Genomic DNA, 20,059 nt, shown 5'->3' with positions numbered 1-20,059 from the left:
CCGTCTCGGGGCGGGCCTGTCGCCTTTCCGCCACAACAGAAATCACAGGGGCCTGAGAGCAGGCTCCTTCTGCACCGCTCCCAACAAACGGTCGATCGCCAGCTCCACATCCTGCTTCCAGGAGAGAGTCGTACGCAGCTCCAACCTCAGCCTGGGGTAGGCATAGTGCGGCCGGACCGTCTTGAAGCCCACAGCGAGAAGGTGATCGGCGGGGAGCAGACAGGCGGGCTCCTTCCACCGGGCGTCCCCGAACGCTTCGATCGCCTTGAATCCCCGCCTCAGCACATCCTTGGCCACGGTCTGCACCATCACCCGGCCCAGCCCCTGCCCCTGATACCCGGGCATCAGCCAGGCTGTGATCAGTTGCACCGCATCCGGCGAGACAGGACTGGTAGGGAAAGCCGTCGAGCGCGGCACATACGCGGGCGGCGCGTACAGCACGAAGCCCACCGGTACGTCATCGACATAGACGAGCCGTCCACAGGAGCCCCACTCCAGCAGCACCGCCGATATCCAGGCTTCTTTCTCCAGATCGGGCCGGCCCGCCTTCACCGCGGCATCGCCGCTGACAGGGTCGAGCTCCCAGAAGACGCATCTGCGGCAGCGCTTCGGGAGATCCGGCAGGTTGTCCAGAGTGAGCGGAACGAGTTGACGCCCCATGGAGACATCGTATCCATGGGGCGTCGTAAGGCGGTGTTCTCGGCTGTGTCCTCGGCTGTGTCCTCGGCGACTCGATTCACTCGCCGCTGTCGTCATCTCCTTGAGCGAGCTGGCGCTCCAGAAGTTGGTTCTCGCCGGGCGCGAACTGACTCAGAATCCTCTCCAGATCCTCCATCGAGGCGAACTCGACGACGATCTTGCCCTTCCTCTGCCCGAGGTCCACCTTGACCCGGGTATCGAAGCGGTCCGAGAGGCGGTTCGCCAGATGATCCAGCGCGGGGGAGACCCGCTTACCGGCCCGCGGCCCCCGAGCCTTACTCTTTCCCTTCGGCTTGGGGTCCATCACGGTCACGATCTCCTCGACCGCCCGCACCGACAGTCCTTCGGCCACGATGCGGTGGGCGAGACGGTCCTGCTCCTCGGAGTCCTCCACCGACAGCAGCGCACGCGCATGCCCTGCCGACAGCACCCCGGCCGCAACACGACGCTGAACCGACGGCGAGAGACGCAGCAACCGGAGCGTGTTGGAGACCTGAGGACGCGAGCGGCCGATACGGTCCGCCAACTGGTCATGGGTGCAGTTGAAGTCCTTCAACAGCTGATCGTAGGCAGCCGCTTCCTCCAAGGGGTTCAGCTGCGCCCGGTGCAGATTCTCCAGCAGGGCGTCCAGAAGGAGCTTCTCGTCCTCCGTGGCCCGGATGATCGCAGGAATCCGCTCCAGACCCGCCTCCCGGCAGGCCCGCCAGCGACGTTCCCCCATGATGAGCTCATACTGCTCCGAGCTCGTCTGCCGAACGACCACCGGCTGCAGGAGACCCACCTCCTGGATGGAGGTCACCAGCTCCGCCAGGGCATCCTCGTCGAACACCTCACGCGGCTGCCGAGGGTTCGGGGTGATCGCGTCGACAGGCACCTCGGCGAAGTGAGCCCCTGCCGCCTCACTGCCCACATCACCGTCCATGGCTTCGGTTTCACGTGAAACGCCGCTGCCATGCTGCTGCCCAGCACCACTGGACAGACCGGCCGCCTTGGCCGCCGCCACACCACGGCCCGGAGTGAGCACCGGAACAGCGGTCGGAGAGGTCGCTCCGTTCTCTCCCACCACAGGGGTGACGCTGTCATCCGGTCCCGCAGGCGCCGCGGGAATCAGCGCGCCGAGCCCTCGACCCAGCCCTCTACGTCGTTCCGTCACTGAGTCCCCTCCACCATGTGCTGCTCCTGCTGCTTACCGGCGCCTCGCAGCGCAATCTCCCGGGCCGCCTCCAGATAGGAGAGCGAACCACTGGAACTCGGATCGTAAGTGAGAACCGTCTGCCCGTAGCTGGGTGCCTCCGAGATGCGCACCGACCGCGGAATATTGGTCCGCAGGACCTCCGTGCCGAAGTGCCCTCGCACCTCCTCCGCCACCTGGGAGGCCAGCCGTGTACGGCCGTCGTACATCGTCAGCAGAATCGTCGAGACATGGAGCTTGGGATTGAGGTGCCCCTTCACCAGCTCGACGTTCCGCAGAAGCTGCCCCAGTCCTTCGAGCGCGTAGTACTCGCACTGGATCGGGATGACCACCTCCGCGCCGGCGACCAGCGCATTGACGGTCAGCAGGCCGAGCGAGGGCGGACAGTCGATGAAGATGTAGTCCAACGGCTGCTCGTAAGCGGAGATCGCCTTGTGCAGACGACTCTCCCTCGCCACCAGCGACACCAGCTCGATCTCCGCACCGGCGAGATCGATCGTGGCCGGAGCGCAGAAGAGACCCTCCACATCCCGCACCGGCTGGACGACGTCGGAGAGCGGCTTGCTGTCCACCAGAACGTCGTAGATCGACGGCACCTCGGCGTGGTGGTCTATCCCCAGGGCGGTGGATGCGTTGCCCTGGGGATCCAGGTCGATCACCAGAACCCGGGCACCGTGCAAGGCCAGAGAGGCAGCGAGATTGACCGTGGTCGTGGTCTTGCCCACTCCGCCCTTCTGGTTGGCGACCACCATCACCCGGGTCTCCTCGGGCCTGGGGAGACCCTCACCGGCACGATTCATCGCCTCGACCGCCTGCTGAGCGGCACGGCCGACGGCGGCGGAGACATCCCCTTCGTACCGGGGGGAGGCGTCCATCGGAGGCGGTGTCTCACTCATCGTTTCACGTGAAACATCCGCCGTTTCAGAACGGGGACCCGGGACCGGATCGGTCATCGGTCCCGCGATATGGCCGTCGGACCGCAACGGTTCACTCTCCTCGACGTCAGGCTCGCAATGAGAAGAGCCTGCCATGCTCTCCGGGTCGGGAACCAGCGAGCCCCGCTCACCTGTGGACGAATCCACCTCTGAGCGGGGCTCGGATGGGTCTGACGCGTCAGCCGCGCGCCCTCGGCGGATGAATCCATGCAGAAAGCGACGTTTCACGGGAAGCACGATGCATCCACGCTCGCCCGTGGGCGCGACGACACTCCGCATGGCTCGTCTTTGGCGACTCTACGGAGTAACGGAAGCCCCTCCAGGAGACGTCGCAGACCTTCCGGGAATCAGCGTCGGCGGCGTGCGCTGCGCGAGCGGCCCGTCCTGGCTGCCTTCGCTTTCTTGGCCGCGAAGCGCACCCCACCCGGGCTCTCACCGACCTCGACGCGGACCACGGTGGCCGCCGGCTCCACCAGGCCCTCACCGATACGGAGCACTGAGGAGTCCACCGCGCCGAGCTTCTGAAGTGCGGACCGCGCCGCCTTCAGCTCCTCCTCGGCAGTGTCCCCCTTGAGGGCCAGCATCTCGCCGTACGGCCGCAGCAGCGGTACACCCCAGCCGGCGAGCCGGTCCAGCGGAGCCACAGCCCGGGCCGTCACCACATGCACCGGAGGCAACGACCCCAGAACCTCCTCGGCCCGGCCCCGCACCACCGACACATGGTCCAGCCCCAGCAGCTCGACGACTTCCTGGAGGAAGGTCGTACGCCGCAGCAGCGGCTCCAGCAGCGTGATCTTCAGATCCTGCCGCACCAGAGCGAGCGGAATACCCGGCAGGCCGGCGCCGGAGCCGACATCGCAGACCGTCACACCATCGGGCACGACCTCGGAGAGCACCGCACAGTTCAGCAGATGGCGCTCCCACAGCCGGGGCACCTCGCGCGGTCCGATCAGCCCGCGCTTGACCCCGACCTCCGCCAGCAGTTCCGCGTAGCGGACAGCATCGTCGAAGCGGTCACCGAAAACCTCCCGCGCCACCTCGGGCGCGGGAGGAAGGGGCGACGACACGGCGTCGGTCACGGCAGCACGACCACGCAGCGCTGCGGTTCCTCGCCCTCGGACTCGCTGCGCAGCCCCGCCTCGGCCACCGCGTCGTGCACCACCTTGCGCTCGAAGGGCGTCATCGGCTTCAGCTTCACCGGCTCACCGGTGCGCTGTGCTTCCTTGGCCGCCTTGGTGCCCAGCGCCGACAGCTCCTCGCGCTTGCGGGCCCGGTAGCCGGCGATGTCCAGCATCAGCCGGCTGCGGTCACCGGTCTCACGGTGTACCGCGAGCCTCGTCAGCTCCTGCAGTGCCTCCAGCACCTCACCGTCCCGGCCGACGAGCTTCTGCAGGTCCCGGCTGTCACCGTCGCTGATGATCGACACGGCGGCGCGGTCGCCCTCGACGTCCATGTCGATGTCGCCGTCGAGGTCCGCGATGTCGAGGAGCCCCTCGAGATAGTCGGCCGCGATCTCACCCTCCTGCTCAAGGCGGGTCAGGGTGTCGGTGCCCTCTGCGGTCGTGTCCGTCACGAGTGGACTCCTTCTTACTTCTTGGACGGGTGCTTGGAACGCTGCGAGCCCTTGCGCTGTCCGGGCTTCTTCTTCGACTGCTGCCCGGGCCGCGTCGACGGGGAGTCCTCGGAGGTCTCCTTGCTCAGCGAGGTCTTCTGACCGGCCGCCTTCTTCGCCTTGGCGTCCGCCTCCGCCTGGGCCGCGGCGGCCTGGCGCTGCGCCTTGGTCATGCGCTTGGGCTGCTGGCGGCTGGCACGGGCGGCTTCGACGGCCTTCCTGGTCTCGACCTCCGCCGGGTCCTCCTTGAGCTTGCCCTTGGCCCGCAGCTTCTCCTGGCGCTGCTTGTAGGCCAGCGATCCCGGCGTCGGGTTGCGCTTGATGATGTACATCTGCTGCCCGAGGGTCCACACGTTGGTGGTCAGCCAGTAGACGAGGACACCGACGGGGAAGTTGATGCCGAAGACGGCGAAGATGATCGGGAAGACGTACATCAGCATCTTCTGCTGCTGCATGAACGGCGTCTTCGCCGTCAGGTCGACGTTCTTGGTCATCAGCTGGCGCTGCGTGTAGAACTGCGACGCCGACATCATCAGGATCATGATGACCGTGACCACACGCACGTCGGTCAGTGAGGCGCCCAGCGCCTCGACCTTCTCGGCGCTGTCCATGAACCGGGTCGCGATCGGGGCCCCGAAGATGCTCGCGTTCCGGGCGCTCTCCACCAGGTCGGCGCCCATGACGCCGACCTCCTGGTTGTTCGCGATCTTGTTCAGCACCTGGTAGAGCGCCAGGAAGAACGGTGACTGCGCGAGAATCGGAAGGCAGCTGGAGAGCGGGTTGGTACCCGTCTCCTTGTACAGCTTCATCATCTCTTCCGACTGGCGCTGCCGGTCGTTCTTGTAGCGCTCCTGGATCGCCTTCATCTTCGGCTGGATCGCCTGCATGTTCCGTGTCGCCTTGATCTGCTTCACGAAGAGCGGGATCAGGGCGATGCGGATCACGATCACCAGCGAGACGATGGACAGACCCCAGGCCCAACCGCTGTCCTCGTCGAACACGAGGCTGTACAGCTTGTGGAACTGGACGATGATCCAGGAAACAGCGGTATAGAGAGGACCGAGGATCGTGTCGATCGTGTCCACGAGTCAGGCTCCTTGGGCGTTGGACTGGGACCGGTGCTGCCAGCGGTCACGCATCCGCTGGTGCCAGACCGGATGCTTCCGGGCGGGAACGTGGTCGACCCCACCGGGCGACCATGGATTGCAGCGCAGAATGCGCCAGGCGGTCAGCGCCGTCCCCTTCACCGCGCCGTGCCGTCGGATGGCTTCATAGCCGTAGTGCGAACACGACGGGTAGTACCGGCACACCGGACCGAGCAGCGGGCTGATGGTCCACTGGTACAACTTGATCAACCACAGCAGCGGGTATTTCACGACGGGCCTCCAAGCAGCCGCTGCAGCGCGGTGTCCAGATCGCGGGCCAGCCTGTCGTGGTCCGCCTCCCCCGCACCGGGCAGCGCCCGTATGACCATCAGGCTACCGGGCGGCAGAACGTCAAGCCTCTCCCGGACCAGATGACGCAGCCGCCGCTTCACAAGGTTGCGAACCACCGCGTTGCCCACTGCCTTGCTCACGACGAAACCCGCACGCGCCGGGGGAGTGTCTCCCCCGGCGGCGTGCGGGTCCGTGCGTTCCCCGGAATCGCTCCGGGGCGACGCCCTGCGCAGATGGACGACGAGGAGCGGGCGCCCGGCCCGGCGTCCTCGGCGTACCGCGGCCGCGAAATCCTCGCGCCGCCTCAGCCGGTTCTCGGTGGGCAGCACGTCACGGATCCGCGGTCAGACTTGCCGAGTCGGTCAGGCCGACAGACGGGCGCGGCCCTTGCCGCGGCGGGACGCGAGGATCGCGCGGCCGGCGCGGGTCCGCATGCGCAGCCGGAAACCGTGGGTCTTCGCGCGGCGGCGGTTGTTCGGCTGGAAGGTGCGCTTGCTCACTCGGGGCTCCAGGAATGCTTGTGTCTCGCACGAGACGTGTGGGGCGCCGACTGGCTGTCACCGTGCGCCCACGAGTAGCTCGCAACGCCCGAGTGCACCGCTTCTATGATCACCAGGATCTGCCCATCGGAGGCAGGCGGCAGCAGCCATCGACAACTCGACCTGGTTACGGTACGCGCGCCCGCGCCATCAGGTCAAACCAGGGCCGGGCGGGGGGTTCTGTACACAGCCTGTGGACAACGACTTGAACCACGCATGCCGCGCTGACTACCGTGGCCGAACTTCCGTTTCCTCCCGACCGTCCCAAGCACCACACATGGGTGGGACTGTCGAAGCCCGAACAACCCCACCCAGCGAGTGAGTGAGAGAGCGTGCCCTGTGGCTGACCTACCTGCCGATCTTGCCGCAGTGTGGCCACGCGTGCTGGAACAGCTCCTCGCCGACGGCCAGGGAGTCGAGGCCAAGGACCAGCGGTGGCTCAAAGACTGCCAGCCCCTGGTGCTGGTCTCCGGCACCGCGCTGCTCGGCGTGCCCAACGAGTACGCGAAGGGCGTACTGGAGGGACGGCTCTCCCCGCTGATCACCGACGCGCTCAGCCGCGAGTGCCAGCAGCCGATCCGCCTGGCGATCACCGTCACCGGGCCGGTCCCCGAGCCCCAGGCCCCGGCGCCCCCCGCTCCGCAGGCCTCCCCGGAACCGCCCCAGCACCACCGGCCGGCGCCGCACCAGCAGCCGCTGCACTTCGACGAGCCGCGCTACGACGCCCCCCGGCACGGCGGCCGCCACGCCCGGCAGCACAGCCCACAGCAAGGTCCGCGGCACGGCGGCCCCCAGCACGAGGACCGGCAGCAGGAACTCGAGCTGCCCAGCGCACGGCCCGCGTACCCGGACTATCCGCACGCCCCCCAGCAGCACCAGCCCGGTGCCTGGCCCCGGCCCCAGGATCCCGACGCCTGGCAGCCGCCGCGCGACCCCTATCAGTCGCAGAGCCCGTCGTACGAGCCGCCACCCTACGACGGCCGGCACCACGCCTCCCCCTACGACCAGCCGCCGGTGCCGCGCTACGACGGCTCCCGGGGCACCGGCCGCCCCGATCCCCAGCAGCTTCCCGCGCCCAGCGGCGCCCCCGGCCCACTCGCCGCGCAGCCCGCGCCCGCGACCGGTCCCGGTGAGCCGACGGCCCGGCTGAACCCGAAGTACCTCTTCGACACCTTCGTCATCGGCGCCTCCAACCGCTTCGCGCACGCCGCCGCGGTGGCCGTGGCCGAGGCGCCGGCCAAGGCGTACAACCCGCTGTTCATCTACGGCGAGTCCGGGCTGGGCAAGACCCACCTGCTGCACGCCATCGGGCACTACGCCCGCAGCCTCTACCCGGGCACCCGGGTGCGGTACGTGAGCTCGGAGGAGTTCACCAACGAGTTCATCAACTCCATCCGCGACGGCAAGGCGGACGCGTTCCGCAAGCGCTACCGCGACATGGACATCCTGCTGGTCGACGACATCCAGTTCCTGGCGAGCAAGGAGTCCACCCAGGAGGAGTTCTTCCACACCTTCAACACCCTCCACAACGCCAACAAGCAGATCGTGCTCTCCTCCGACCGGCCGCCCAAGCAGCTGGTCACCCTGGAGGACCGGCTGCGCAACCGCTTCGAGTGGGGACTGATCACCGACGTCCAGCCGCCGGAGCTGGAGACGCGCATCGCGATCCTGCGCAAGAAGGCCGTCCAGGAGCAGCTGAACGCGCCGCCCGAGGTACTGGAGTTCATCGCCTCCCGGATCTCGCGCAACATCCGCGAGCTGGAGGGCGCGCTGATCCGGGTCACGGCCTTCGCCAGCCTCAACCGGCAGCCGGTCGACCTGGGCCTGACCGAGATCGTGCTGAAGGACCTCATCCCCGGTGGCGAGGACGCCGCCCCGGAGATCACCGCGGCCAACATCATGGCGTCGACGGCCGACTACTTCGGGCTGACGGTGGACGACCTGTGCGGCTCCTCGCGCAGCCGCGTCCTGGTCACCGCCCGGCAGATCGCCATGTACCTGTGCCGTGAGCTGACCGATCTGTCACTGCCGAAGATCGGCGCCCAGTTCGGCGGCCGGGACCACACCACCGTCATGCACGCCGACCGCAAGATCCGCGCGCTGATGGCCGAACGGCGGTCCATCTACAACCAGGTCACCGAGCTGACCAACCGCATCAAGAACGCCTGACGCCGCTGCGCCCGCCGCCGTGGGCGGCCGCGCGGATCACGCCGGCCGCCCACGCCGCACCGGCTGCCACGGCCCCTCTGTCCGCCGAAGCCCCCGAGGAGACCCCTCCCGGGGGCTTCTCGCTGTTCGAATCCACAGGCGGGAAGAAGAGTGATCCACAGATTCACCGACTTTCTTCCGTCCACACTCTGGGGACCATCGGGTTGTCCAGATAGCGTCCACAGGCACACCGCTCAATGATCGAATGGGCCTGGTCAGGTGCCTGGGGATCTGTGGTCAGAAGTTATCCACAGGCTGTGGATCCAGGTTGCGCCCACAAGCGGCAGATCGGATTGTCCACCGCCCGCCCACAGCCCCGGCCGTGTTGTGCACAGCTTTCACCAGCTTCTCCACAGGGCTGTCCACTGTTCGACAACATGGCGCGCGATGTCACCCCTCCGTGTGAAAGGCGTCACACCGAGGGGCTGGGTTGGGCTGTTGAGAAGGTGGGTAAAACTGTGGGCGGCCCTGGGGAGAAGTCCCGGATCGCTGTGCACGGGATGTGCAGAACTTTCCGGCATCCACAGGGACCCCCTGTTCGTCCACGTCCCCACCCACAGGGCCGGTGGACAAAACTTCCGGTCTGACCTGCGCGGATCGAGTTATCCCCGGTTTCCACAGGCCCTACTACTACGACCACGGAGATAAAGGGCGGACTTCGATCGGAAACGGGCCCTGTGCACAACTCGGCCCGACCGCGCTCCGCGTCCCTCCCCGCGACTTGACCCCGACCCGCCCCGACTGTCAGCCGGGTGCGTCAGACTGGTCCCCGGCGACAAGCCGACGACGAAGACCAGCAAGGCGAGCAGCCAGCAACAGCGGGAGGCGGCTTAAGTGAAGATCCGGGTGGAGCGCGACGTCCTCGCGGAGGCGGTGGCCTGGGCGGCCCGCAGCCTGCCGGCCCGGCCCCCGGTGCCGGTCCTCGCGGGGCTGCTGCTGAAGGCCGAGGAGGGCTCGCTGAGCCTGTCCGGTTTCGACTACGAGGTCTCCGCGCGGGTCTCGGTGGAGGCCGATGTGGAGGAGGACGGGACCGTCCTCGTCTCCGGCCGCCTGCTGGCCGACATCTCGCGAGCCCTCCCCAACCGCCCGGTGGAGATCTCCACAGACGGTGTACGGGTGAGCGTCGTCTGCGGATCCTCCCGGTTCACACTCCACACACTGCCTGTGGAGGAGTACCCGGCGCTTCCCCAGATGCCGAGCGCGACCGGCACGGTCCCCGGCGAGGTCTTCGCCGCGGCCGCGGCCCAGGTCGCCATCGCGGCCGGACGCGACGACACCCTGCCGGTGCTCACCGGCGTACGGATCGAGATCGAGGGCGACACGGTCACCCTGGCGTCCACCGACCGCTACCGCTTCGCGGTCCGCGAGTTCCTGTGGAAGCCGGAGACGCCGGACGCCTCCGCGGTGGCCCTGGTCCCGGCCAAGACCCTGCTGGACACGGCGAAGTCCCTCAGCGGCGGCGACAACGTGACGCTGGCCCTGTCGGGCTCCGGCGCGGGCGAGGGCCTGATCGGTTTCGAGGGCAACGGGCGGCGGACCACGACGCGGCTGCTCGAGGGCGACCTGCCGAAGTACCGCACGCTCTTCCCGACGGAGTTCAACTCGGTCGCGGTGATCGAGACGGCCCCCTTCGTGGAGGCGGTCAAGCGTGTGTCCCTGGTGGCCGAGCGGAACACCCCGGTGCGGCTCACCTTCGAGCAGGGCGTTCTGATCCTGGAGGCGGGGTCCAGCGACGACGCACAGGCTGTGGAGCGTGTGGACGCGCAGCTGGAGGGCGACGACATCTCGATCGCCTTCAACCCGGGCTTCCTCCTGGAGGGCCTGAGCGCCATCGACGCCCCGGTCGCCCAGCTCTCCTTCACCACCTCGACCAAGCCCGCGCTGCTGAGCGGCAGGCCGGCGGTGGACGCGGAGGCGGACGAGGCCTACAAGTACCTGATCATGCCGGTGCGGCTGTCGGGCTGAGGCCGGTGGCGGGTGGCCGGGGCGCTCGGCCGGGTGCGCGAGGGGCGTCCCTCGCACGGGCGCGGTAGGCCGGTGCGGCTGCCGGGCTGCCGGGCAGCGGCTGTCGGGCCGGGGCCCTGAGGCCGGGGCCGCCGGAGCTGTTATCCGGCCCGGCCCGCGCCCATACGAGCGGAGTGTGCCCGCAGCTGTGCGCCGCCCCCTGCGTCGTAGGCTCGTACCCGGGTACGCAACACCAGGACACCGAAGAAAGGCCCCCTGATGGAGCTCGGTCTCGTCGGTCTCGGCAAGATGGGCGGCAACATGCGCGAGCGCATCCGCCGCGCAGGCCACACCGTCGTCGGATTCGACCGCAACCCGGACCTCGCCGACGTCCACAGCCTCGAGGAGCTCGTGGACTCGCTGGAGGCTCCGCGGGTGGTGTGGGTCATGGTCCCGGCCGGCGGCCCGACGCAGTCGACGGTCGACGCGCTGGGGGAGCTGCTCTCCCCCGGCGACGTGGTCGTGGACGGCGGGAACTCCCGCTGGACGGAGGACGAGCGGCACGCCGAGGAGCTGGCGGCCAAGGGCATCGGCTTCGTGGACTGCGGCGTCTCCGGTGGTGTGTGGGGTCTGGAGAACGGCTACGCGCTGATGTACGGCGGTGACGCGGAGAACGTCGCGAAGGTGCAGCCGGTCTTCGACGCGCTCAAGCCGGAGGGCGAGTTCGGCTCCGTGCACGCCGGCAGGGTGGGCGCCGGCCACTTCGCGAAGATGGTCCACAACGGCATCGAGTACGCGATGATGCAGGCCTTCGCCGAGGGCTGGGAGCTGCTGGAGGCGGCCGAGGCCGTCACCGACGTCCGCGAGGTCTTCCGTTCCTGGCAGGAGGGCACCGTCATCCGCTCCTGGCTGCTGGACCTGGCCGTCCGCGCGCTGGACGACGACGAGCACCTGGGAGCGCTGCGCGGCTACGCGGCCGACTCCGGCGAGGGCCGGTGGACGGTGGAGGCGGCGATCGACCACGCCGTGCCGCTGCCGGCGATCACCGCGTCGCTGTTCGCCCGCTTCTCCTCGCGCCAGGACGACTCCCCGCAGATGAAGATGATCGCCGCGCTGCGCAACCAGTTCGGCGGCCACGCGGTGACCGCCGCGGCCGGTGGCGAGAAGGGCGCCGACGCGCCGGGCGCGGACGTCTCCCCGCCCGTCGGCGGCTGACCGGCCCCGAAGCGGATCCGATGCACGTCACGCATCTGTCGCTGGCCGACTTCCGGTCCTACGCCCGGATCGAGGTTCCGCTCGATCCGGGCGTCACCGCTTTCGTCGGTCCGAACGGCCAGGGAAAGACCAATCTCGTCGAGGCGGTCGGCTATCTCGCGACGCTGGGCAGCCACCGGGTCTCCTCCGACGCGCCGCTGGTGCGGCAGGGCGCCGACCGCGCGGTGGTGCGGGCGGTGGTGCGGCAGGGGGAGCGGCAGCAGTTGGTGGAGCTGGAGCTGAACCCGGGGCGGGCCAACCGGGCGCGGATCAACCGCTCCTCGCAGGTCAGGCCGAGGGATGTGCTGGGCATCGTGCGCACGGTGCTGTTCGCCCCGGAGGACCTGGCGCTGGTGAAGGGCGATCCCGGGGAGCGCCGCCGCTTCCTGGACGAGCTGGTGACGGCGCGCTCGCCGCGGATGGCGGGGGTGCGGTCGGACTACGACCGGGTGCTCAGACAGCGCAACACCCTGCTGAAGACGGCGGCGATGGCGCGCCGGCACGGTGGCGGGTCCGGCGGCGGTGCGCTGTCCACCCTGGATGTGTGGGACCAGCATCTGGCCCGCGCCGGGGCGGAGTTGCTGGCGCACCGGATGTCGCTGGTGGCGGCGCTGGGGCCGCTGGCGGACAAGGCGTACGAGCGGCTGGCCCCGGGCGGCGGCCCGGTGGTGCTGGAGTACCGCTCGCCGGTGGAGGGCGGCACGCGCGAGGAGCTGTACGAGGGGCTGCTGGCCGCGTTGTCCGAGGAGCGCCGCCGGGAGATCGAGCGCGGTGTGACGCTGGTGGGCCCGCACCGTGACGATCTCGTGCTGAGGCTGGGGGAGTTGCCGGCCAAGGGGTACGCGAGCCACGGGGAGTCGTGGTCGTACGCCCTGGCGCTGCGGCTGGCCTCGTACGACCTGCTGCGCGGCGAGGGCAACGAGCCGGTCCTCGTGCTCGACGACGTCTTCGCCGAGCTGGACGCCAGGCGGCGGGAGCGGCTGGCGGAGCTGGTGGCGCACGGAGAGCAGGTGCTGGTGACGGCGGCCGTGGAGGAGGACGTCCCCGAACTGCTGGCGGGGGCGCGGTACGCGGTCGGCGGCGGGGAGGTGACCCGGCTGTGAGACGTGAGGATCGTCCGGAGGGGCTCTCCGGCCTGCCCGGGAGCCCTCCCGACCCCTCCCCGGGCAGGCGGGGGGACTCCGCGGAGGCGCGGATTCCGGGGCCCGCGGCCGAGCCGTCGGGAGTCGATCTGGCCAGGGTGGCGCTGCGGGCGGCCCGGGAGCAGGCGCGGGCGCGCGGCGGTGCGGCGCGGCAGAAGCGGCAGGCGCGCACCGGCGGGGGCCTGCGGTCCGGGGCGCGGCGGGACGGCCGTGATCCGCTGCCGCTGGGGGCGGCGATCGAGCGGCTGAAGACCGAGCGCGGCTGGGAGATGCCGATGGCGGTCGGCGGTGTGATGGGCCGCTGGCCGGAGTTGGTGGGCCCGGAGCTGGCGCGGCACTGCGTACCGCAGTCCTACGACGAGCAGGAACGGGTGCTGTCGGTGCGCTGTGACTCGACGGCGTGGGCGACGCAGGTGCGGCTGCTGGCTCCGCAGCTGGTGGCGCGGCTGAACGCCGATCTCGGGCAGGGGTCGGTGAAGTCGATCAGGGTGCGGGGGCCGGATGCGCCGGACACCCGGCACGGCCGGCTGCGGGCTCCGGGCAGCCGGGGGCCCGGGGACACCTACGGCTGACGGGAGGCTCGCCGGGGTGCGGCCGCGGCCCGGCGTGCCTCCCGTGCCTCCCGGAGTCCTCCCGGAGGCCTCCCGAAGTTCTCCCGGGCCCCCGAAGAGGCCGCTCCGCTGTCGCGGTCAGGCCTGTGACCTGCGCGGATCCCCGGTGCTCGGAGGGAGTCGGAAGCCCTCGTTCCGTGAGTGCGCTCACAGTGACGGTCCATTGACATGCCAAGGCGCTGAGGGCCGTCGTGAGCGTCCTGGGGGCCCGGCCCGCATATGGGGAGTCGGCGGATGCCGGTTCAGGGCGGCACATGCGGCCCCAGGTACCGGCAAACCCCCATCGATGTCAGTGGTACCGGTAGACTGGAGACACACCCGCCTTACTGCGGAACATGTCGAACGACGCAGCCGCTCCTGCCGTGCGGACAGGGTCTCCGGAAGGCTTTCCGGAACTCTTCCCTCCGGTCGCAGGGGAAGGCTTGTGCTGTGCCAGAAAGGGCGCTTCGTGGCCGATTCCGGCAACTCCAACGAAACCATCCCCGCTTCCGGCGAGGAGACCCCTGTCCCGTCCGCGACCCCGTCCGTCTCCGGAGCCGGTGGCGGCGAGCCGTCGTACGACGCCAGTGCGATCACGGTCCTGGAGGGCCTGGACGCGGTCCGCAAGCGACCCGGCATGTACATCGGGTCCACCGGTGAGCGCGGCCTCCACCACCTCGTGCAGGAAGTGGTGGACAACTCCGTCGACGAGGCGATGGCGGGGCACGCCGACACCATCGAGGTGACGCTGCTCGCCGACGGCGGCGTCCGGGTCGTGGACAACGGCCGCGGCATCCCGGTGGGCATCGTGCCCTCCGAGGGCAAGCCGGCCGTCGAGGTCGTGCTGACGGTGCTGCACGCGGGCGGCAAGTTCGGCGGCGGCGGCTACGCCGTCTCCGGCGGTCTGCACGGTGTGGGCGTCTCCGTGGTCAACGCGCTGTCGACGCGGGTCGCCGTCGAGGTCAGGACCGACGGCCACCGCTGGACGCAGGAGTACAAGCTGGGCGTCCCCACCGCACCCCTCGCCAAGCACGAGGCCACCGAGGAGACCGGAACGTCGGTCACCTTCTGGGCCGACGGCGACATCTTCGAGACGACCGACTACTCCTTCGAGACGCTCTCACGCCGCTTCCAGGAGATGGCGTTCCTCAACCGCGGCCTGACGATCACGCTGACCGACGAGCGGGCGGCCGCCAAGCAGACGGCGGGTGCGGACACCACGGACACCGCCGAGGACGACAAGCCGCGCCACGTGCGCTACCACTACGAGGGCGGCATCGTCGACTTCGTCCGTCACCTCAACTCCCGCAAGGGTGAGCCGGTCCACCCCTCGGTGGTCCACTTCGAGGCGGACGACAAGGAGCGGAGGATCTCGGCGGAGATCGCGATGCAGTGGAACACCCAGTACACCGAGGGTGTCTACAGCTTCGCGAACGTCATCCACACCCACGAGGGCGGTACTCACGAGGAGGGCTTCCGGGCCGCGCTGACCGGTCTGGTCAACCGCTACGCCCGCGACAAGAAGCTGCTGCGCGAGAAGGACGACAACCTCACGGGCGAGGACATCCGCGAGGGGCTGACGGCGATCATCTCGGTGAAGCTGGGCGAGCCGCAGTTCGAGGGCCAGACGAAGACGAAGCTGGGCAACACCGAGGCCAAGACCTTCGTCCAGAAGATCGTCCACGAGCACTTCGGCGACTGGCTGGACCGCAACCCCAACGAGGCCGCCGACATCATCCGCAAGGGCATCCAGGCGGCCACCGCGCGCGTGGCGGCCCGCAAGGCGAGGGACCTCACCCGCCGCAAGGGCCTGCTGGAGACGGCCTCGCTGCCGGGCAAGCTGAGCGACTGCCAGTCCAACGACCCGGCCAAGTGCGAGATCTTCATCGTCGAGGGAGACTCCGCGGGCGGCTCGGCCAAGTCCGGCCGCAATCCGCAGTACCAGGCCATCCTGCCGATCCGCGGCAAGATCCTGAACGTGGAGAAGGCGCGGATCGACAAGGTCCTGCAGAACCAGGAGGTCCAGGCGCTGATCTCGGCCTTCGGCACCGGGATCCACGAGGACTTCGACATCGACAGGCTCCGCTACCACAAGATCATCCTGATGGCCGACGCCGACGTCGACGGCCAGCACATCAACACCCTGCTGCTGACGCTGCTGTTCCGCTTCATGCGGCCGCTGGTCGAGGCCGGCCACGTCTACCTGTCCCAGCCGCCGCTCTACAAGATCAAGTGGTCGCGCGACGAGTTCGAGTACGCGTACTCCGACCGCGAGCGCGACAGCCTGATCCGCCTGGGCCGCGAGCAGGGCAAGCGCATCAGGGACGACTCGGTCCAGCGGTTCAAGGGTCTGGGCGAGATGAACGCCGAGGAGCTGCGCATCACCACCATGGACCAGGCCCACCGGGTGCTGCGCCAGGTGACGCTGGACGACGCGGCCGCCGCCGACGACCTGTTCTCGATCCTGATGGGCGAGGACGTGGAGGCGCGGCGCTCGTTCATCCAGCGCAACGCCAAGGACGTCCGCTTCCTCGACATCTGAGTCGGCCGTACGCCGCTCAACGAAGGGATTGACCAGTAATGGCCGACGAGACCACCCCTGCCCCGATCGAGGGCGACGCCGCCCCCGGCCCCCTGCCGCCGCCTCCGGGCACCCCCGTGGTCGACGAGAGCGCCGGATTCCGGGTGGAGCCGGTCAGCCTCGAGACCGAGATGCAGCGCTCGTACCTCGACTACGCGATGAGCGTGATCGTCTCGCGTGCGCTGCCCGACGTGCGTGACGGGCTCAAGCCGGTGCACCGCCGTGTGCTGTACGCCATGTACGACGGCGGCTACCGGCCCGAGAAGGGCTTCTACAAGTGCGCCCGCGTCGTCGGCGACGTGATGGGCACCTACCACCCGCACGGTGACACCTCCATCTACGACGCCCTGGTCCGGCTGGCCCAGCCGTGGTCGATGCGGATGCCGCTGGTGGACTCCAACGGCAACTTCGGCTCGCCGGGCAACGACCCGGCCGCGGCCATGCGCTACACCGAGTGCAAGATGGCGCCGCTGGCGATGGAGATGCTCCGGGACATCGACGAGGAGACCGTCGACTTCCAGGACAACTACGACGGCCGCAACCAGGAGCCGACCGTCCTGCCGGCGCGCATCCCCAACCTGCTGGTCAACGGCTCGGCGGGCATCGCGGTCGGCATGGCCACCAACATCCCGCCGCACAACCTGCGCGAGGTGGCCGCCGGCGCCCAGTGGTACCTGGAGCACCCCGAGGCGTCCAACGAGGAGCTGCTGGACGCGCTGCTGGAGCGGATCAAGGGCCCCGACTTCCCCTCCGGCGCGCTGGTGGTGGGCCGCAAGGGCATCGAGGAGGCGTACCGCACCGGCCGCGGCTCCATCACCATGCGCGCGGTGGTGGCGGTGGAGGAGATCCAGGGCCGGCAGTGCCTGGTCGTCACCGAGCTGCCGTACCAGGTGAATCCGGACAACCTGGCGCTGAAGATCGCCGAGCTGGTCAAGGACGGCCGGGTCGCCGGCATCGCGGACGTCCGCGACGAGACGTCCTCGCGCACCGGCCAGCGGCTGGTGATCGTCCTCAAGCGGGACGCGGTCGCCAAGGTCGTGCTGAACAACCTGTACAAGCACACCGATCTGCAGACCAACTTCGGCGCCAACATGCTGGCCCTGGTCGACGGGGTGCCGCGCACGCTGTCGCTGGACGCGTTCATCCGCAACTGGGTCACCCACCAGGTCGACGTCATCGTCCGCCGCACCCGCTACCGGCTGCGCAAGGCCGAGGAGCGCGCCCACATCCTGCGCGGTCTGCTCAAGGCGCTGGACGCGATCGACGAGGTCATCGCCCTGATCCGGCGCAGCAACACCGTGGAGGTGGCGCGCGGGGGCCTGATGGAGCTGCTGGCCATCGACGAGATCCAGGCGAACGCGATCCTGGAGATGCAGCTGCGCCGGCTGGCCGCCCTGGAGCGGCAGAAGATCACCGCCGAGCACGACGAGCTCCAGGCGAAGATCGACGAGTACAACGCGATCCTGGCCTCGCCCGAGCGGCAGCGGCGGATCATCGGCGAGGAGCTGGCCGCGATCGTCGACAAGTACGGCGACGACCGGCGCAGCAAGCTGGTGCCCTTCGAGGGCGACATGTCCATCGAGGACCTGATCGCCGAGGAGGACATCGTCGTCACCATCACGCGCGGCGGCTACGTCAAGCGCACGAAGACCGACGACTACCGCTCGCAGAAGCGCGGCGGCAAGGGTGTGCGCGGTACGAAGCTCAAGGAAGACGACATCGTCGACCACTTCTTCGTCACCACCACCCACAACTGGCTGCTGTTCTTCACCAACAAGGGCCGCGTCTACCGGGCGAAGGCGTACGAGCTGCCGGACGCCGGGCGGGACGCGCGCGGCCAGCACGTGGCGAACCTGCTGGCGTTCCAGCCGGACGAGACGATCGCCCGGATCCTGGCGGTCCGGGACTACGAGGCCGCGCCGTACCTGGTGCTGGCCACCAAGTCGGGCCTGGTGAAGAAGACCCCGCTGAAGGACTACGACTCCCCCCGCTCCGGTGGTGTCATCGCCATCAACCTCCGGGAGCTGGAGGGCGGCGGCGAGGACGAGCTGATCGGCGCGGAGCTGGTCTCGCCCGAGGACGACCTGCTGCTGATCAGCAGGAAGGCGCAGTCGATCCGGTTCACCGCCACCGACGACGCGCTGCGCCCGATGGGGCGTGCCACGTCCGGTGTGAAGGGCATGAGTTTCCGTGAAGGGGACGAACTGCTCTCGATGAACGTGGTGCGAGCCGGTACGTTCGTTTTCACCGCCACCGATGGCGGGTACGCGAAGCGCACGGCCGTGGACGAGTACCGCGTGCAGGGCCGTGGCGGTCTGGGCATCAAGGCGGCCAAGATCGTGGAGGACCGCGGTTCGCTGGTGGGGGCCCTGGTGGTCGAGGAGACGGACGAGATCCTCGCCATCACCCTCGGCGGCGGCGTGATCCGTACGCGGGTCGCCGAGGTCAGGGAAACCGGGCGTGACACGATGGGCGTCCAGTTGATCAACCTCGGCAAGCGCGACGCCGTGGTCGGTATCGCACGCAATGCCGAGGCCGGCCGCGAGGCCGAGGAGGTCGACGCGGAAACCGGTGCCGGGGACGGCACCGAGGAGCCCGCGCAGACGTCTTCCCCGGAGACGGCCGCCGAGGCGGCTCCGGACAACGAGGAGTAGACAGAACGTGAGTGGAACCGCGGGCGCCGCCAGGGGCGGCGACGATGACGGCGGCGCCCGTGGACCGGCCGCTGACGACGCTCGACGACAGGGCGAATCCCACCGTGGGGGAACAACCGTGACCAGTGCCCACCCGCAACCGCAGCCGCATGCCCAGCAGCACGCGGGCGCGCCGCAGCCGCACCAGCCGCCGCAGGCCTATCCGCCTCCGCCGGGCGCCACCCCGCCGCCGCGGGCCGCCGCCCAGGGCGAGCGGGGCGACCTCCGGCAGGACGTCATGCGCCGCCCGCGCACCGGCGCCCGTACGGTCCCCAGGACGCGCAAGGCGCGGCTGCGGGTGGCCAAGGTCGACCCGTGGTCGGTGATGAAGGTCGGCTTCCTGCTGTCGATAGCCCTGGGCATCTGCACCGTCATCGCGGTGGCCGTGCTGTGGATGGTGATGGACGCCATGGGGGTGTTCGCCGCGGTCGGCGGGACCGTCAGCGAGGCGACCTCCTCGGACAGCGGCGGGGGCTTCGACCTCCAGGGCTTCCTCTCCCTGCCCCGGGTGCTGACCTTCACCTCGGTGGTGGCGGTGATCGACGTGGTGCTGATGACGGCCCTGGCCACGCTGGGGGCGTTCATCTACAACATGTCGGCCGGCCTCGTCGGCGGTGTCGAGGTGACCCTCGCGGAGGACGAGTGACCCCGGGAGCCTCCCGGGCGCCGCACCGGAGCGGCCGCGGACCGACGCGATTTTGGCACGCGGCTGAAGTGCGCTAATCTTTCGGTGCAGCGCGGGGCTATAGCTCAGACGGTTAGAGCGCTTCCCTGATAAGGAAGAGGCCACAGGTTCAAGTCCTGTTAGCCCCACACGGCGGACCGAACGCCCGGACCCTCTCCGGAGGGGCCGGGCGTTCGGCGTTGAAGGCCCTCCGACGCACGGGAGGGCGGGTGCCGCCCGCCCGGGTCGGTCACTCTGCCGGGATGCCCGCTTGGGTATCATCGGGCGCCAGTAGGTCCCAACGTCTAGAAGAGGACGAGGTAGCGCGGTGAAGAAGCTTCTCCTGATCGCACTGGCCGCCGTCGGCGGGCTCCTCGTGTACCGCCAGATCCAGGCGGACCGCGCCGAGCAGGATCTGTGGACGGAGGCGACCGACTCCGTGCCCGCAGGTTCGGGCGTCTGAGAGCAACCAGTACTTCGCGCGAAGCCCCGGCCGGTCTCCGGCCGGGGCTTCGCCGTCTTCGCGCATCCGGGCCGGGCCGGTACGGGCGCGCATGTTGCGGGACCGTG

The 20,059-nt window shown here is 69.4% G+C and carries 18 protein-coding genes and 1 tRNA gene; 10 read left to right on the top strand and 9 right to left on the bottom strand.

Translation table 11 applies throughout. The features are described 5' to 3' along the window. Positions 1–42 precede the first annotated feature (42 nt). The 9 genes from CUT83_RS01135 to rpmH all read right to left on the bottom strand — a co-directional run bounded on the left by CUT83_RS01135 (position 43) and on the right by rpmH (position 6,374). Positions 43–660 carry a GNAT family N-acetyltransferase gene (locus CUT83_RS01135; RefSeq protein ID WP_101253987.1) on the bottom strand — a complete coding sequence of 206 codons (618 nt, stop codon included), beginning with the start codon at positions 658–660 and terminating at the stop codon, positions 43–45. A gap of 76 nt (positions 661–736) precedes the next feature. Then, positions 737–1,852, bottom strand: a complete 1,116-nt coding sequence (locus CUT83_RS01130; RefSeq protein ID WP_101253986.1) for a ParB/RepB/Spo0J family partition protein — start codon at positions 1,850–1,852, stop codon at positions 737–739. Continuing rightward, positions 1,849–2,922 (bottom strand): AAA family ATPase, encoded by a 1,074-nt coding sequence (locus CUT83_RS01125; protein WP_101253985.1) that lies wholly within the window; start codon positions 2,920–2,922, stop codon positions 1,849–1,851. Before CUT83_RS01125 ends, CUT83_RS01130 begins: the two co-directional genes overlap by 4 nt. A gap of 251 nt (positions 2,923–3,173) precedes the next feature. Next, positions 3,174–3,905, bottom strand: coding sequence for a 16S rRNA (guanine(527)-N(7))-methyltransferase RsmG (rsmG, locus tag CUT83_RS01120; RefSeq protein ID WP_101253984.1), 732 nt, complete (start codon positions 3,903–3,905; stop codon positions 3,174–3,176). After that, positions 3,902–4,399 carry a Jag family protein gene (locus tag CUT83_RS01115; RefSeq protein ID WP_093851035.1) on the bottom strand — a complete coding sequence of 166 codons (498 nt, stop codon included), beginning with the start codon at positions 4,397–4,399 and terminating at the stop codon, positions 3,902–3,904. The genes rsmG and CUT83_RS01115 overlap by 4 nt, the downstream gene beginning before the upstream one ends. 14 nt (positions 4,400–4,413) lie before the next feature. Further along, positions 4,414–5,514, bottom strand: coding sequence for a membrane protein insertase YidC (yidC, locus tag CUT83_RS01110; protein WP_101254067.1), 1,101 nt, complete (start codon positions 5,512–5,514; stop codon positions 4,414–4,416). A gap of 12 nt (positions 5,515–5,526) precedes the next feature. Further along, complete coding sequence (yidD, locus tag CUT83_RS01105) at positions 5,527–5,814, bottom strand: membrane protein insertion efficiency factor YidD (RefSeq protein WP_093657129.1); 288 nt, start codon at positions 5,812–5,814, stop codon at positions 5,527–5,529. Beyond that, complete coding sequence (rnpA, locus tag CUT83_RS01100; RefSeq protein WP_093851034.1) at positions 5,811–6,203, bottom strand: ribonuclease P protein component; 393 nt, start codon at positions 6,201–6,203, stop codon at positions 5,811–5,813. Before rnpA ends, yidD begins: the two co-directional genes overlap by 4 nt. A 33-nt stretch (positions 6,204–6,236) precedes the next feature. Continuing rightward, the gene (rpmH, locus tag CUT83_RS01095; RefSeq protein WP_003949374.1) at positions 6,237–6,374 is read right to left on the bottom strand and encodes a 50S ribosomal protein L34; all 138 of its coding nucleotides are present in this window, start codon (positions 6,372–6,374) and stop codon (positions 6,237–6,239) included. Positions 6,375–6,752: 378 nt separating this feature from the next. Here rpmH and dnaA point away from each other — a divergent pair, with 378 nt between their 5' ends. The 10 genes from dnaA (at position 6,753) to CUT83_RS30630 (ending at position 19,952) form a co-directional block, all read left to right on the top strand. After that, on the top strand, positions 6,753–8,582 hold the full coding sequence (dnaA, locus tag CUT83_RS01090; RefSeq protein ID WP_101253983.1) for a chromosomal replication initiator protein DnaA: 1,830 nt from the start codon (positions 6,753–6,755) through the stop codon (positions 8,580–8,582). Positions 8,583–9,455: 873 nt separating this feature from the next. Then, positions 9,456–10,586 (top strand): DNA polymerase III subunit beta, encoded by a 1,131-nt coding sequence (dnaN, locus tag CUT83_RS01085; RefSeq protein ID WP_093851032.1) that lies wholly within the window; start codon positions 9,456–9,458, stop codon positions 10,584–10,586. Between the two features lie 258 nt (positions 10,587–10,844). Continuing rightward, the gene (gnd, locus tag CUT83_RS01080; protein ID WP_101253982.1) at positions 10,845–11,780 is read left to right on the top strand and encodes a phosphogluconate dehydrogenase (NAD(+)-dependent, decarboxylating); all 936 of its coding nucleotides are present in this window, start codon (positions 10,845–10,847) and stop codon (positions 11,778–11,780) included. Positions 11,781–11,800: 20 nt separating this feature from the next. Continuing rightward, positions 11,801–12,922 (top strand): DNA replication/repair protein RecF, encoded by a 1,122-nt coding sequence (recF, locus tag CUT83_RS01075; protein WP_101253981.1) that lies wholly within the window; start codon positions 11,801–11,803, stop codon positions 12,920–12,922. Between the two features lie 92 nt (positions 12,923–13,014). Next, positions 13,015–13,533 carry a DciA family protein gene (locus CUT83_RS01070; protein ID WP_240958123.1) on the top strand — a complete coding sequence of 173 codons (519 nt, stop codon included), beginning with the start codon at positions 13,015–13,017 and terminating at the stop codon, positions 13,531–13,533. A gap of 463 nt (positions 13,534–13,996) precedes the next feature. Then, positions 13,997–16,093 carry a DNA topoisomerase (ATP-hydrolyzing) subunit B gene (gene gyrB, locus CUT83_RS01065; RefSeq protein WP_101253980.1) on the top strand — a complete coding sequence of 699 codons (2,097 nt, stop codon included), beginning with the start codon at positions 13,997–13,999 and terminating at the stop codon, positions 16,091–16,093. Between the two features lie 38 nt (positions 16,094–16,131). After that, positions 16,132–18,786 carry a DNA gyrase subunit A gene (gyrA, locus tag CUT83_RS01060; RefSeq protein WP_101253979.1) on the top strand — a complete coding sequence of 885 codons (2,655 nt, stop codon included), beginning with the start codon at positions 16,132–16,134 and terminating at the stop codon, positions 18,784–18,786. A gap of 7 nt (positions 18,787–18,793) precedes the next feature. Further along, on the top strand, positions 18,794–19,471 hold the full coding sequence (locus CUT83_RS01055) for a DUF3566 domain-containing protein (protein ID WP_101253978.1): 678 nt from the start codon (positions 18,794–18,796) through the stop codon (positions 19,469–19,471). Positions 19,472–19,564: 93 nt separating this feature from the next. After that, positions 19,565–19,638: transfer RNA gene (locus CUT83_RS01050), tRNA-Ile, on the top strand. A 179-nt stretch (positions 19,639–19,817) separates the two neighbouring features. Then, positions 19,818–19,952: a DLW-39 family protein gene (locus CUT83_RS30630; protein WP_217655894.1), complete on the top strand. Its 135-nt coding sequence runs from the start codon at positions 19,818–19,820 to the stop codon at positions 19,950–19,952. The last annotated feature ends 107 nt before the right edge of the window (positions 19,953–20,059 follow it).

Source organism: Streptomyces barkulensis, from assembly GCF_002843305.1.
In the GTDB taxonomy this organism is placed as follows: domain Bacteria; phylum Actinomycetota; class Actinomycetes; order Streptomycetales; family Streptomycetaceae; genus Streptomyces; species Streptomyces barkulensis.
The sequence above is the reverse complement of the archived record's forward strand: the minus strand, read 5'-3'. Positions and strand labels throughout refer to the sequence as shown.

Bases quoted from the DNA above. Each gene is read 5' to 3' on its own strand.
- gyrA (WP_101253979.1), top strand. From the start codon at position 16,132: ATGGCCGACGAGACCACCCCTGCCCCGATCGAGGGCGACGCCGCCCCC.
- gnd (WP_101253982.1), top strand. From the start codon at position 10,845: ATGGAGCTCGGTCTCGTCGGTCTCGGCAAGATGGGCGGCAACATGCGC.
- CUT83_RS01125 (WP_101253985.1), bottom strand. From the start codon at position 2,922: ATGGCAGGCTCTTCTCATTGCGAGCCTGACGTCGAGGAGAGTGAACCG.
- recF (WP_101253981.1), top strand. From the start codon at position 11,801: ATGCACGTCACGCATCTGTCGCTGGCCGACTTCCGGTCCTACGCCCGG.
- CUT83_RS01135 (WP_101253987.1), bottom strand. From the start codon at position 660: ATGGGGCGTCAACTCGTTCCGCTCACTCTGGACAACCTGCCGGATCTC.